The following is a 14,395-nucleotide window of genomic DNA, read 5'->3' on the forward strand; positions in this document are numbered from 1 at the left end:
TATGAATTTTTATCATTATTTTATAATATACGCCGTGGGATTTGTCGTCATGTTCACGCTGTTAATCCGCGGGGACAAAATACATGACCTCGAATTTGATTTAATCGATACGCTCAGAACATCTTTATTGTGGCCATTTTATGTAGTAGCAATGATCTGCATTATTATTTACTCATTTTTTATACGGAAAATACTATATGAGTAATATAGAGAAATGTGCAACGCTACTACCTAACCCGCAACAAATCGCTGTATCTCGTGGTATAACGCGGTGAAAGCATGTCTCGCTTCATCGCCCACGGTTGCTGTATCCCTTGTCCGGCAAAGTAGAGCGTTCCTTTCCCTTTTTTAGCATTAAGCGTATCCAGTACATCCATCAGTTTATCGCTGTTACGCCGTGGGCAGTTGTCGTCAAAAAGATTCAGCTGCGCAACGCCAGAGCTAAAAAAATCCCCCAACATAACGCCCGCTTTTTGGTAACGCAGCCCCGCTCGCCAGATGGCATCCAGGCTGCGCGTTGCCGCTGCAATAATATCCCGACTATCCTGAGTTGGCGTCAGCAGTTTTATCGACGCGCTGTTTCCGTAATAAGGTTCATTCAGAACAAACGGACTGGTTTTGATAAACGTAGAGATAAACCGGCAATACTGGTGCTCTCTGCGCAGCTTTTCCGCAGCGCGTGAAGCATAGGTGCAAATTGCCTCTCTCATCGCGTTGTAATCCGTGAGTTTTTCACCAAACGATCTTGAGCAGATAATTTCCTGCTTATCCGGCGCAAACTCTTCCAGCGCCAGACAAGGTTCACCGCGCAATTCCCGAACGGTTCGCTCAAGTACGACATTGAAATGTTTACGAATGAAGCGAATGTCGGTATTCGCCAGATCGAGAACCGTTTTAATGCCCATGGCATCCAGTCTCTTGCTGATACGGCGCCCGACACCCCAGACTTCATCAACCGGAAGTGCGGCCATTAGTTTACGCTGACGTTCAATATTTGAGAGATCCACGACTCCGCCGGTTTGCTCCTGCCACTTTTTGGCTGCATGATTCGCCAGTTTGGCCAGCGTTTTGGTCTGGGCGATGCCAACCCCAACCGTGAGACGTGTTTTCTGTAAAATGGTAGCTCTGATTTCCCGACCAAAATTCGTAAGATCCCGGCAGTTTCGCACCCCCGTTAAATCGCAAAAGGCTTCATCAATACTGTACATCTCCACACGCGGCGACAACTCCTCCAGAATCGACATCACCCTGCTGCTCATATCCGCATACAATTCGTAGTTCGAACTAAAACAGAACACGCCATAACGCCTGAACAGATCTTTCTGTTTGAAATACGGTGCGCCCATATTAACGCCAAGCGCTTTTGCTTCCGCACTACTGGCAATGACACAGCCATCATTATTTGAAAGAACGACAACGGGTTTGCCTTTCAGATCGGGCCGGAATGCCGACTCACAGCTGGCATAAAATGAATTAACATCCACCAGAGCAAACATAATCAGCCCGCGGCTTTAACGATAAATGTCACCACGCCAAATATATCCAGCGTGTCCTCGCTGCTAATCATGATCGGCGCGTAGGCGCTGTTCTCTGGCTTCAGCATGATAACTGGGTGTAATTGCAGACGTTTAACGGTGAATTCACCCTCAATAGCGGCAATAACGATATCTCCATGGGCAGGCTTTCTGGCGCTGTCGACAATCAGCAAATCGCCCTCGCCGATCCCCGCTCCCCTCATGGAGTCGCCAGATGATTTAACAAAATAGGTTGCGCTGGGATGCCGTACCAGCAGGTCATTAAGGTCGATACGCTTCTCAACGTAGTCCTGTGCCGGAGATGGAAAACCACAGGGTACAAGATCGCTAAATAGCGGAAAGTGTTTAATTTCGCGGCGTTCCGCAGGCTGGAAAAACAACATAATAATCTGCCTCTCATTAACTGTGTTTATATACAGTGGTTTTAATAAGGACAGCGATCAAGTGACAAGAGTGGCGAATTGAGCGTTGTTTAACCATCTTGTCGATAAGCTTTTATGATGTCTGGAAAAATAATTGGCTAAAAAAATGCCCCACATTTGTGGGGCATTACCTCAGGAGCGTTTTCGCGGCATCATGCGCAACAACGTATTGTCCTTCCAGAAATAGTGGTGCATCAGGGCCGCTGCGGCATGCAGAGCAATGACAAAATAGCCCAGGTTGGCCAGCGTCACGTGCCAGGACTTCAGCATATCCACTACATCAAAGTTGGCCTCTGCTGCATGTGGCATAACGATGCCAAATGCAATCCACGGGTTACCCCGGTTGTACATCATTACCAGGCCAATAATCGGCAGCACAATAAACAACAGATAGATAACCAGATGCCCGAGATGCGCCATCCCGGTCATCATCGGCTTCGGTTTTGGCACAATCGGCGGTGCTGGATATTTGAGCCTGACCAGCAAGCGCGCCACCATCAGCGTTAAAATGGTGATACCGCAGGAGACGTGCACCATATTGAACACGGGGCGATAGCTGCGCGGGAAAAATCCGCGAAACTCCATGGCGCTGTAGGCCACAATGACCAACAAAAAGACCAGCCAGTGAATACCAATTTGCAGGCCAGAATACTTATTCCCCATAACATTTCCTGAATAAAAACAATAATGCGTCAACATAACGGGCTTTTGTTAAAAATTCATTAAGTTTTGTTCACCTATTTTCAGTCAGTTGCGTTTAACCTCAAAACAGCTATTGGCGCGGATGCACCGCCAGGTGTAGAGTAAAACTCAGGACTGCAGATAGACCACCTGCGTTTGCAGATATTCACTCAGACCATGTTTACCGTCTGCCCCGCCAATCCCTGACTTGCGCCAGCCCGCGTGGAACCCCTGCATCGCCTCGAAGTTTTCACGATTAATGTAGGTTTCGCCAAACTTCAGCCCTTTAATCGCCTTCATCGCCGTGTTCAGGTTTTGCGTGTAAATCGATGAAGTCAGACCATAGTCACTGTCATTGGCCATCGTCAGCGCTTCTTCCAGCGTATTAAACGCCACCACCGGCAGCACCGGACCAAACGTCTCCTCGTGCATAATCGCCATCTCCTGGCGCACGTCTAACAGTAACGTCGGCGGATAGTAATAACCTTTGCCGGCAACGGCTTTACCGCCCAACACCACTCTGGCTCCTTCCTGCACCGCGCGTGCAACTTTCTGCTCAACACGCGCCAGCGCAGCAGCGTTAATCAGCGGTCCCATTGCAATGTCATTGCGCTCCGCCGGATTGCCAAACTGCACAGCTTTCATCGCCTCACCCAGACGATTGACGAACTGGTCATAGATGCCTTTCTGCACGTACACACGCTCTGCACAGTTGCATACCTGTCCGGTATTGATCACTCGCGAATCAACAATCGCCTTCACGGCCAGTTCAAGGTCAGCATCATCCATTACTATTGCAGGCGCTTTGCCACCCAGCTCCAGACAAACTTTAGTGATGTTTTTAGCCGCCGCGGCCATAATTTTCTCGCCCGCGCCGACGCTGCCGGTCATACTCACCATCGCTACCTTCGGATTTCCAGCCAACTCCTGACCGACCGTTTCACCGCGTCCGAGCACCAGATTAAATACGCCGCGCGGCAAGCCGATATCATCAACAATTTTGGCAAAGGCGATGGCGTTATTCGGTGTGAATTCACTCGGTTTAATAACAATGGTATTCCCCGTCAGCAATGCGGGAGCCAGCTTGCGGGCAATCAGGAAAAACGGAAAGTTCCACGGCAGAATGCCCGTGGTCACGCCCAGAGCGCGCTTAAACAACAGAATATTCTCGCCCGGACGATCGCTTTGCAGGATCTCGCCTTCATAGCGACGCGCCCATTCCGCCATGTAATCGATATAGTCGGCGGTAAATGAGACTTCAACCTCAGCCAGTTGCTGGATCTTTCCACCTTCCGCCACAATCAACGCACTGATTTCATCGGCTCGCTGGCGGATGCCCGCAGAAATTTTGCGTAACCAGTTCGCCCGTTCAATGGCAGGCAGGGCTTCCCATTGCGGTTGAGCACGCTGCGCGGCATCGATCGCTTTACGCGCATCTTCGGCACGTCCATCGGGAATACGTGAGATTACCTCTTCCGTGGCCGGATTGACGACATCAATCCAGGCGTCATCGTGCCAGGTCACAAACTGCCCATCGATATACATAGGATGTTGTACGGGTACTGACATGCGGTTCTCCTGTGATTGATTTGTTTTTAACAAGTGAAACTATTGTTAATTAATATCAATCATGCATGTCAGATTATGGCTGTCATCGCTGTTCTGTGAGCGGCTTCATAAAAGCGTTTGGTAAAGTGATGATAAAGGGAAAAAAACAGTCGGGATTTCTGCCCGTTTGCCGCAAAACGCCGACAAACGGGCAGCAGGCGTTACAGAGAGCGGCTCTCCAGTAAGTCAGTCAACGCAGTGTCATTTCGCAACTGCTGCCAGGCTTGCTCAATATTCTGAGGAATATCAACATGGGCGATAAAATCGCGGCCGCAAGGCCCATAACCATCGGCATCGTCACGCAGGCGCGGAAGCTCACCGGTAATGAGAGACAGGTAGCGATCCACCGACCAAAGGCCTTCTGCGGCGGGTACAAAATCCACGCCGTTTTGCTGTTGGACCAGTTCGGGGCTGAAACCAGGGAAACTCAGCCAGCGCGGCGCATGCAGATCATCACGGGTTACGCGCTCAAACGTCGCCATCGTGCGACGTTGCATAGTAGGATCCTGCACCACAATAACGGTATGAATGTTTTCTGCCGCCTGATTCAACAATGCACAGCTAAACCGGGCATTCTCACCGCAGTTTGTTGACTGGTCTTCCACCCAAATCTTCTCACCCGGAATCAGCCAGAACTGGTGAGCGATATCGGCAAGGATCGCGGCTTCAGCGCGTCCGGTAGTGCGAATGATGTTATAGCGAGGATGCTGAGCAATCGCGTCATACAGAAAGCGCGTAGAATGACCGATGCCACCGCTAATCAATAAGGGAACCTGTTGTTCTTTCGCGATCCGACAAGCAGCGTCGATGGTCGGAATAACCGCGTTGCCCGCCAGAATCACGCAGTCTGACTGAACGGTGACATTTTCCATAAAATCATTCTGCGCCAACCATTGCCCTACGGTATTTATAGCCGCAAGGGTGGCTGCGGAAAGTATCGGAAACTGACTCATACTCATACTCCTGGTGTTTATTCTTTACCGGGTACAGATGCCGGATGGCGACTATGCCTTATCCGGCCTAAGGTCCAGCACCGTGTCACCCCGTAATCTGCTCCATCGCTTGCAGAATACGTTTATCGGAGATCGGATACGGCGTACCAAGCTGCTGGGCAAAATAGCTGACGCGCAGCTCTTCTATCATCCAGCGGATCTCTTTGACATCATCATCTTCACGCCGCGCGGGAGGTAGTTTATTGAACCACTGCTGCCAGGTCTGCAGCACGCTATCTACTTTCAGCATCTGTGCGCGATCGCGATGCGGATCGATAGCCAGCTTTTCCAGACGTTTTTCAATAGCCTGCAAATAACGCAACGTATCGCCCAGACGTTTGAAACCGTTGCCAGTAACAAACCCACGGTACACCAGCCCACCCATCTGTGATTTGATATCCGCAAGTCCCAGCGCCATGGTCATATCCACGCGCCCTTTCAGACGTTTATTGATATTAAACACTGCAGTCAGGATCTGTTCGACCTGCTTCGCAATATCCACCACCGTATCGTTCAGTTCAGCCCGAACTTTTTCATGCAGTGCCGCAAACCCCTCTTCGGTCCACACCGGACCGCCGTTAGCGTCAATCAGTTGATCCACACCGCAGGAGATACAGTCGTCAATCAAATCCAGCACTTTACCGTACGGGTTAAAATACAGCCCCAGCTTAGCTTTATTAGGCAGCTTCTCATGCAAATATTTGATTGGAGATGGAATATTCAACAACAACAGGCGGCGTAAACCGCACCACATCGCCTGCTGTTGCTCCAGCGGATTATCAAACAGTTTGATGGCAACGCTGTCACGCTCATCTACCAGCGCTGGCCACGCTTTTACCTTATAGTTACCGCGTTTTTGCTCGTAACTTTCCGGAAGGTGGCCGAAGCTCCAGATGTGCAATCCGCTCTGCTCGATACCGTCATCTGCCACCGCAGACAATGTTTCCTGAACTTTACCCTTTAGCGCATCTTTCAAATCCTGCAGCGAACGCCCTTCCTGCAGCTTCTTGTTCTTATCATCCACTACCCGGAAGGTGATTTTTAGGTGATCGGGCACCTGATCCCAATGCCAGTCTTCACGGTCAACGGTAACGCCCGTCATTCGGCGCAATTCACGCTCCAACGAGTCCAGTAACGGCAATTCCAGCGGCGTCACTCGGGCTAAAAACGCTTCCGCATAGTTCGGTGCAGGCACGAAGTTACGTCGAACGGGTTTCGGCAGCGATTTAATCAGGGCGATCACCAGCTCGCGGCGCAGCCCCGGAATTTGCCATTCAAAACCGCTCTCTTCGATCTGGTTAAGCAGCGGCAACGGAATATGTACGGTCACGCCGTCCGCATCGGCTCCGGGTTCGAACTGATAACTCAGGCGCAGTTTGAGATTGCCCTGATGCCAGAAGTTCGGGTAATCCAGCTTACTGATCTTTTCCGCACCCTCTTTGATGAGCATACTTTTTTCAAAGTTGAGCAGATCGGGCGTTTCACGGCTGACCTTTTTCCACCAGCTGTCAAAGTGACGAGCGGAGACCACATCATGGCTGATGCGTTGGTCGTAAAACTCAAACAACGTCTCATCATCGACCAGAATGTCGCGACGGCGTGATTTGTGCTCTAACTCTTCCACCTCAGCCCGTAGCTTCAGATTGTCACGGAAAAACGCATGGCGCGTTTGCCAGTCGCCTTCCACCAACGCATGGCGGATGAACAGTTCACGCGACAGCACTGGATCAATCTGGCTGTAGTTCACCTTACGGGCGGCCACAATCGGTAAGCCGTAAACGGTGACCTTTTCTGTCGCCATCACTGCGCCCTGCGCGCGTTCCCAGTGAGGTTCACTGTATGAACGTTTGATCAGATGCTGGGCAACCGGCTCCACCCACTCGGGATCGATACGTGCGGCAATACGTCCCCACAGGCGGCTGGTTTCCACCAGCTCGGCAACCATCGTCCATTTCGGTGGTTTTTTAAACAAACCAGAACCAGGGAAGATCGAGAAGCGTGCGTTACGCGCCCCGGTAAATTCTTGTTTATCGGCATCTTTCATCCCGATATGTGAGAGTAATCCGGTCAACAGCGCAACGTGAACTTCCCGATACTCAGCAGGTTCGCTGTTAACCGGAATACCCAACTCTTTCACTACCTGGCGCAGTTGCGTGTAGATATCCTGCCACTCTCGCACGCGCAGGTAGTTCAGAAAATCAAGTTTGCACTGGCGACGGAACTGGTTTGACGACAGCGCTTTTTGCTGCTCGCCGAGATAGTTCCACAGGTTTACAAACGCAAGGAAATCAGACTCTTTGTCGTGGAAACGGCTGTGCTTCTCGTCGGAAGCCTGCTGCTTATCCATTGGACGCTCGCGCGGATCCTGAATCGACAGCGCCGAGGTAATGATCATCGCCTCACGTACGCAGCCATGCTTTTGCGCTTCCAGCACCATGCGCGCCAGACGCGGGTCGACCGGCAGTTGCGACAGCTGACGCCCCAACGGCGTTAACTTATACGCGGTTGCCTGTTCATCGGTGGTTATCGCCCCCAACTCTTCGAGCAGGCGTACCCCGTCCTGAATATTGCGTTTATCCGGTGCTTCAACGAACGGGAATGCCGCGATATCACCCAGCCCCAGCGCAGTCATCTGCAAAATAACGGATGCCAGGTTGGTACGCAGGATCTCCGGGTCGGTAAACTCCGGGCGTGACAGGAAATCGTCTTCGGAATACAGACGAATACAGATCCCTTCCGAAACACGACCGCAGCGGCCTTTACGCTGGTTGGCAGAAGCCTGCGATACCGGCTCAATCGGCAAACGCTGAACTTTAGTACGGTAGCTGTAACGGCTGATACGCGCAGTGCCCGGGTCGATCACATATTTGATCCCCGGCACGGTTAGCGAGGTTTCCGCCACGTTGGTCGCCAGCACGATACGGCGGCCGCTGTGCGACTGGAATACGCGGTTCTGCTCACTGTTGGAAAGACGCGCATATAGCGGTAGCACTTCGGTATGGCGCAAATCCAGCTTATTCAGCGCATCGGCAGTATCGCGAATTTCGCGCTCGCCGCTCATGAAGATCAGAATATCGCCCTGGCTTTCACGGCCTAACTCATCTACAGCATCAAAAATTGCCTGCAGTTGGTCACGTTCCGTGTCATCTGCATCTTCAACAATCGGGCGATAACGCACTTCTACCGGGTACGTTCGACCGGAGACTTCGATAATCGGCGCGTTATTGAAATGCGTTGAAAAACGCTCCGGGTCGATGGTCGCCGAAGTGATAATAATTTTTAGATCCGGACGGCGCGGAAGGAGTTCTTTCAAATAGCCGAGCAGAAAATCGATATTCAGACTGCGTTCATGTGCTTCATCGATGATGATGGTGTCGTACTGCATCAGCAGCCGATCCTGCTGGATTTCCGCCAGCAGGATACCGTCGGTCATCAGCTTAACCATGGTGTTGTCACTGACATGATCGCTGAAACGGACTTTATACCCGATACAGCCGCCCGGCTCAGTTTGCAACTCTTCCGCAATGCGGTTCGCCACGGTGCGCGCCGCCAGACGACGCGGTTGGGTGTGGCCAATCAGCCCTTTCACCCCGCGCCCCAGCTCCATACAGATTTTCGGCAACTGAGTGGTTTTACCAGAGCCGGTTTCCCCGGCAACAATCACCACCTGATGGTCGCGAATGGCTTCCAGAATATCCTGCTTTTTCTGACTAACAGGCAGGTTTTCCGGATAGGTAATCTTCGGACGAGCCGCTTCGCGCAGCACGACTTTACCTGCTGCCTGCGCGATCTCTTTTGCCATCTCCTGGTAAATGGCCTGTTGTGCATCAGGATTTTTAACCTTCTTCACGCCGTGGAGGCGGCGAGCAAAACGCTGTCTGTCGCGCAGCATCAGTGAGTCCAGCTGTTGCTGCAGCATGTTGAAGGTTAATTTTTGTTGTTCTGTCATAGCGTTAAAAGGCAGTGTTCTGCCGGGTTAAATCTCTTGTAGATGATAGGTATAGAGTACCACATCGGCGCTTTTCATGTGTTGTTCAATAATTTCGAACATAGAATTCGATATATTGCGCTATCACTGCGACAGGATTGTGAATAAAGTGTCAACAAGCAACGGGGCCTCCCCCTTCAAACACATAAAAGGAAACACCCATGAGCAAGGTATTAGTTCTTAAATCCAGTATTCTGGCAGGGTACTCTCAGTCTGGTCAGTTGTCTGATTATTTTGTTGAGCAGTGGCGTGAAAAGCATTCCGCTGATCAAATCACCGTCCGTGACCTGGCTGCAAATCCTGTTCCGGTGCTGGATGGCGAACTGGTGGGTGCGATGCGCCCGAGCGATACGCCGCTGACGCCACGCCAGCAAGAAGCGCTCGCGCTGTCCGATGAGCTGATTGCAGAACTGAAAGCGCATGATGTGATTGTTATCGCCGCGCCGATGTATAACTTCAACATACCAACGCAGCTGAAAAACTATTTCGACCTGATTGCCCGTGCTGGCGTGACTTTCCGTTATACGGAGAAAGGTCCGGAAGGTCTGGTGACCGGCAAACGTGCGGTGATCCTCTCCAGTCGCGGCGGTATTCATAAAGATACCCCAACCGATCTGATCGCTCCGTATCTGAAAGTTTTCCTCGGCTTCATCGGGATTACCGATGTGAACTTCGTGTTCGCCGAAGGGATTGCTTATGGCCCGGAAGTGGCATCCAAAGCACAATCCGATGCGAAAGCCGCTATCGACAGCGTCGTCACTGCCTGATAACTCACCCTCTCACCATGCGGTGGGAGGGTTTTCATCTGTAGTTACTTCTTTACCTGCACTCGAACCTGCTTGCCGTGAATGCGGTTAATATCACGCCAGATGGTTGCATAATCCCTGCACTTTGCCAGATTCTCTTCCCAGCAATGGCGCAAAAACTGTTCCGGTTCAGCGACATCCCGGCTTAACAGCTTGAATACCCAACGATTCCAGACATACCACTTGAAAAGCCACATGATGTCACTCCGCGACGCGATCGGTGTTGAACTATATCAGCCTCAGTTTGATGCCGTGTGGCAACTATTGCGATGTCGATGAATAATCCTGACGAACGCTACATCAATAGCGCCAACCAGACAGCCCACAGAACCACAACCAGAAACAGTGTTTTTCGACATTGCTGCAACGCACCAGACTGGCGTTCAGCCAGCGTTAACGTTTTCAACCGTTCGCGTCGCCAGATAAAACACAGCGCGCTTCCGGCCAGCTCATTGTTTTGCGTATTAATCAGCGAAAAATAACGCTCATCGAGCCACAGTCGCCAACAACTAAACCAGACTACAGCACATAGCAACGCTATGATGGCACGCAGTACACCTGATGGAGCAACAAACAGCACCCACACCATCGGCGGGAGGGAAAACAGCAGAATAAACCGCCAGCTTGCCAGCGTATGTCGGAGCAAACCATGCTGAAGTGCTTCACTATTTGTTACGTTGTCACTTTCCGTTGCCACTGTTGCAGCATCTCCAGATGTTTATCAGTCAGTACCACTTGCGGTCGACTCGTCCGAATCTGCGCTACTGCCTGCTCTACCGTTGTCGAATGACCATAGTGTAACAGCCACGCCGCTATCACCATTGCGCTGCGCGACAGTCCTAACGCACAGTGAACCAATACCGTGCCCTGTGCCTCACGCAGAGTCTCCAGAGTGCCTACCGCCTGCTGAAGTTCAGCTTCATCCGGGATCACTAAATCCAGCATCGGTACACAGTGATACATACGCGAGGCCGTCGCCCGCCCACGCGAAAACTCAAAAGTCACGTCGAGCACCGCTTTTTGCGCGGGCACAAAGCGCGGAAAACTACCAAGATAGACGCCATGTGCTACCGAACATGCCGCGGGCAAATGGCGGGTAAACCAGCGCATTGACAGCCACATTCCTGCACGCCACGGTAATGACAGCCAGTAAACGGTACAAGGCAGTCGGCCCTGCGAATTTTTAGCCATCACGGCCGCGCCGAATCCAGCGTAACCACAGCCGACCATCAAGAGGGCCAGTGCAGGCCATAACAACCATGCCGTCAGCGACACTGCGGCAATAGAACATAATGCCGAGCCCAACAGGTACCGGCGCATCAGCCTCAGACGCGCGGCATCCGGCTTACACCAGCGCCAGCGACGCTGTTCCGGTACCAGCCAGTCAATCAGCATTCCTGCCGCCAGCCCGGTGATAACGTCAATAAAATGGTGCTGCCAGGTGGTCAGCACCGATATCGCGATCAGTAAAGACCAGCCATCGCACAGTCTGCGCCAGCCGCCGGTCAGGTGGCGATTGAAATGCCGCCACAGTAGCCAACAGAGAATGATATGTAGCGACGGCGACTGGTTATAGGGCAAATCGAACTGTTCAAGCTGTGCAAATAACCACCCCGCAGCCCCCGTCACTTCGGGGCGGGTAAAGCTAAACTGTAGCGGGAACAGTAAAAACCCCGCGCAGGCAATCACCGATGCCAGTACCAGCCTGAGCACCAGCCGACGCTGTTCGAAACGCGTGGTGCAAATAAACAGGGATAACCCGTAAAACAGATCCAGACTCCAGTAAGGGAGAATAGTCCACGGAATAAACGGAATGGCAGACTCCCAGCCGAAAACGATACTGCCAACGTTCTGATACTGAGCGTCCTGCCAGGCGGTAAACTCATTCACCTGGCCGTACGTAAGGAAAAAAAAAGGTGCCAGCAGCAATAACCAACCCACGGCCTGCACCATGACTTTACGCTGTTCAGGAAGCACGACGCACCGCCATGGAAACGGTGAAAATACCCCACTCATCAATCAATTGTGTGCACTTATCAAAGCCCGCTTCTCGGACCAACGCATCCATTTCGCCCTGCGTACGCACGCGCATCACCCACGCTTTGCCATCTTTATGACTGGTCAGCGACCAGGCAATCGTTTTAAGCTGCGGATGCCACGGCTGACCGGTGTAAATCAATATGCCCCCAGGCGCTATCGCATCAGCCAGCCCGGCCAGAGAGTTTTTAACCAGCGAATTCTCAGGAAAGAGCTCGTACAAACCGGATACAATCCCCAAACCGGGACGAGGTTCCAGCGCAGCCAGTTGTTCACGGTTGAAGGCATCGCCCTGTTCAAAACGCGCGATGTCAGTCATACCTCTGCTGGCGATCATTTCGCGCCCCTTAATCACGTTCAGCTCGCTGTAATCACGCAGTAAAATTGAACGTACAGCCTTTTCACCTTCCAATGCATCAAGCACATATCGTCCATGTCCGGCAGCAATATCCACTACATGTACCGGCGTGCCCTGCTCCGCCAGTTGCGCGACCGCCTGACCGATCCGCATCTGCAGATGGATCTTACGCTGACGGATCCCTTTCCAGCCCACGCTATTGAGGTAGTTTTTGTCAATCAAACGTCCCAGCGCGCTGCTGCCCTGCGGCTGATTACGGTAGACGTAATCCAGCGTGCTACCGGAATCAAAACCGGTTTCGAATCCCAAACGAACGCCCGTCGATTGTGTGCCCAGGAGCTTCATTCCATAGCGCAAGCCACGGTATGCAATGTCGTCGAGAGAATACGGCGCGGGTCCCCCGCTGAGCATCCGCCAGGTATCAGCACCAGGGCTCCAGCGATCTTCATTGCTATAATCAAAACGCTGTGGCGCCATAGCGTAAAGCGTGGTGATAAAATCACGCATTTTATCGAACGCCAGATGCCGGTCTTTTTCTCCCAACGTATCGTGGTAAAACCCTGGCAACACGTGCAGCTCTTTGAGCGGATTCCTCAAGCGCTGATAAAAATCAATTTGCGGCTGGCGATGCACAACAAAATCATCTCCGGATACCAACAACTGCACAGGCATCGTAATGGCGGCGGCATCACTGACAATGCGTTCTGCCGTTTTGTAGAGATCCAGCAGAATGTTCACCGCAATGGCCCGGGTAATCTGAGTATCAAGATTAAAGCTCGCCACACGCTCGGCATCGTGCGTCAGGTATTTTCCCTTAACATAAGAGTTAACAAAAAACAGGCCGCGCAATCGGTGCATTAACGCCAACCCCTGGCGCGCAAACGGCACATACAATTTTACTTTAAACGCCGGTGACGCCAGCACTAACCCGCGAATGGTGGGCGCATAGTCGTGAGCCCAGGTCGCAGCCAATACCGCGCCTACGCTCTGAGCTACCACCACCACATCTTCCATTGCTGCATGACTGTCAGCGGCGGCAAAACGCACAAACTCTTCAACATCCTGCACCGAACGCGCCAGCGAAGGACTGTAGCCACGCTGGCCCGGAGAGTGGCCGTGACCGCGCGCATCCCAGGCATAGAATGCGGTGTCAGGCATCGCCAGCTCATCGACGATATGTTGCAGTCGCCCGGAGTGTTCGTGACCGCGATGGAACATGACAATCACTTTCGGTGTCGCACCCGGCGCAGTTGCCGGCCAGTGACGGTAAAACAGCTCGGTGCTGTCGCTGGTTACAAATTGTTGTTCCTCAGGTACTCGAATATTACTCATGAGAATGCATTCCTTTAGTTTGTTGCTCCAACAGCAACAGTTGTTGCTTTAGTTCATCCATGAAGAGGTGTTTATCACCATGAAAATTCAACGTGCAGCCAATATTGACGTCTATAAACAGCGGCAGCGGTATGCGATTCCCTTTCGCCATGACAGATTCAGTGCCACGTAGCCAGACGGGAATGATCGGTACCTCCGGCACACGCTGACTGAGATGCCACAATCCAGATTTCAACGGCGACAATATTCCTGGCTCGCCCCGCGTACCTTCAGGAAAGAGGATCAGGATCTTACCGTTGCGTAATGCCTGTTCACACTGCGCCAGCGGATTGATTTCTCCGCCCTTTCGCGAAATGGGAATAATGTTGAGAATATTTAGCGCAAACCAGGCCATTGCTTTATTACGCAGAAAATAGTCTGCGGCAGCCACTGGATGAACTGACGACTGACGGCGCAGCGGAAAGAGCGAAAGCAACGCAAAAACATCCATATGGCTGTTGTGATTGGCGACAATAATTGCCGGGCCTCGTGTGGGCAAACGCTCTTTATGCCTGATACGCAGCCCAAGCCACAGCCAAATCACCGGCCAGACGATGCATAACGTAAACAGCATTCTCAGAATTGAGTTCAGCATAA

At 52.0% G+C, this 14,395-nt stretch carries 12 protein-coding genes; 1 reads left to right on the top strand and 11 read right to left on the bottom strand.

The features are described 5' to 3' along the window. Nucleotides 1-227 precede the first annotated feature (227 nt). The 6 genes from On2M_RS15820 to hrpA all read right to left on the bottom strand — a co-directional run bounded on the left by On2M_RS15820 (nucleotide 228) and on the right by hrpA (nucleotide 9,187). Nucleotides 228-1,496: a Y-family DNA polymerase gene (locus On2M_RS15820; protein WP_151219298.1), complete on the bottom strand. Its 1,269-nt coding sequence runs from the start codon at nucleotides 1,494-1,496 to the stop codon at nucleotides 228-230. 2 nt (nucleotides 1,497-1,498) lie between these two features. Next, nucleotides 1,499-1,918: a translesion error-prone DNA polymerase V autoproteolytic subunit gene (locus tag On2M_RS15825; RefSeq protein WP_005126708.1), complete on the bottom strand. Its 420-nt coding sequence runs from the start codon at nucleotides 1,916-1,918 to the stop codon at nucleotides 1,499-1,501. 171 nt (nucleotides 1,919-2,089) lie between these two features. Then, nucleotides 2,090-2,620, bottom strand: a complete 531-nt coding sequence (gene cybB, locus On2M_RS15830) for a cytochrome b561 (RefSeq protein ID WP_151219299.1) — start codon at nucleotides 2,618-2,620, stop codon at nucleotides 2,090-2,092. A gap of 147 nt (nucleotides 2,621-2,767) precedes the next feature. After that, on the bottom strand, nucleotides 2,768-4,207 hold the full coding sequence (aldA, locus tag On2M_RS15835) for an aldehyde dehydrogenase (RefSeq protein WP_210905126.1): 1,440 nt from the start codon (nucleotides 4,205-4,207) through the stop codon (nucleotides 2,768-2,770). A gap of 200 nt (nucleotides 4,208-4,407) precedes the next feature. Beyond that, on the bottom strand, nucleotides 4,408-5,205 hold the full coding sequence (locus On2M_RS15840; RefSeq protein ID WP_187252375.1) for a YdcF family protein: 798 nt from the start codon (nucleotides 5,203-5,205) through the stop codon (nucleotides 4,408-4,410). Nucleotides 5,206-5,284: 79 nt separating this feature from the next. After that, on the bottom strand, nucleotides 5,285-9,187 hold the full coding sequence (gene hrpA, locus On2M_RS15845; protein WP_210905127.1) for an ATP-dependent RNA helicase HrpA: 3,903 nt from the start codon (nucleotides 9,185-9,187) through the stop codon (nucleotides 5,285-5,287). A 200-nt stretch (nucleotides 9,188-9,387) separates the two neighbouring features. On the opposite strand from hrpA, the gene azoR reads away from it, so the two are divergent. Further along, nucleotides 9,388-9,993 (top strand): FMN-dependent NADH-azoreductase, encoded by a 606-nt coding sequence (gene azoR, locus On2M_RS15850; RefSeq protein ID WP_151219302.1) that lies wholly within the window; start codon nucleotides 9,388-9,390, stop codon nucleotides 9,991-9,993. Between the two features lie 44 nt (nucleotides 9,994-10,037). Here azoR and On2M_RS15855 read toward each other — a convergent pair whose 3' ends face one another. From On2M_RS15855 to On2M_RS15875, 5 genes are all read right to left on the bottom strand, one after another. Further along, nucleotides 10,038-10,229 carry a hypothetical protein gene (locus On2M_RS15855; protein ID WP_151219303.1) on the bottom strand — a complete coding sequence of 64 codons (192 nt, stop codon included), beginning with the start codon at nucleotides 10,227-10,229 and terminating at the stop codon, nucleotides 10,038-10,040. Nucleotides 10,230-10,327: 98 nt separating this feature from the next. Then, nucleotides 10,328-10,729: a hypothetical protein gene (locus On2M_RS15860; RefSeq protein WP_210905128.1), complete on the bottom strand. Its 402-nt coding sequence runs from the start codon at nucleotides 10,727-10,729 to the stop codon at nucleotides 10,328-10,330. Beyond that, on the bottom strand, nucleotides 10,705-12,009 hold the full coding sequence (locus tag On2M_RS15865) for a phosphatase PAP2/dual specificity phosphatase family protein (RefSeq protein WP_255588568.1): 1,305 nt from the start codon (nucleotides 12,007-12,009) through the stop codon (nucleotides 10,705-10,707). The genes On2M_RS15860 and On2M_RS15865 overlap by 25 nt, the downstream gene beginning before the upstream one ends. Continuing rightward, a complete protein-coding gene (locus tag On2M_RS15870) occupies nucleotides 11,999-13,759 on the bottom strand; it encodes a bifunctional alpha/beta hydrolase/class I SAM-dependent methyltransferase (protein WP_210905130.1) in 1,761 nt (586 codons plus the stop codon). The genes On2M_RS15865 and On2M_RS15870 overlap by 11 nt, the downstream gene beginning before the upstream one ends. Beyond that, nucleotides 13,752-14,393 (bottom strand): lysophospholipid acyltransferase family protein, encoded by a 642-nt coding sequence (locus On2M_RS15875; RefSeq protein ID WP_151219306.1) that lies wholly within the window; start codon nucleotides 14,391-14,393, stop codon nucleotides 13,752-13,754. The genes On2M_RS15870 and On2M_RS15875 overlap by 8 nt, the downstream gene beginning before the upstream one ends. Nucleotides 14,394-14,395: the final 2 nt, after the last annotated feature.

Source organism: Citrobacter sp. On2M (assembly GCF_018035235.1).
GTDB lineage: Bacteria > Pseudomonadota > Gammaproteobacteria > Enterobacterales > Enterobacteriaceae > Citrobacter > Citrobacter meridianamericanus.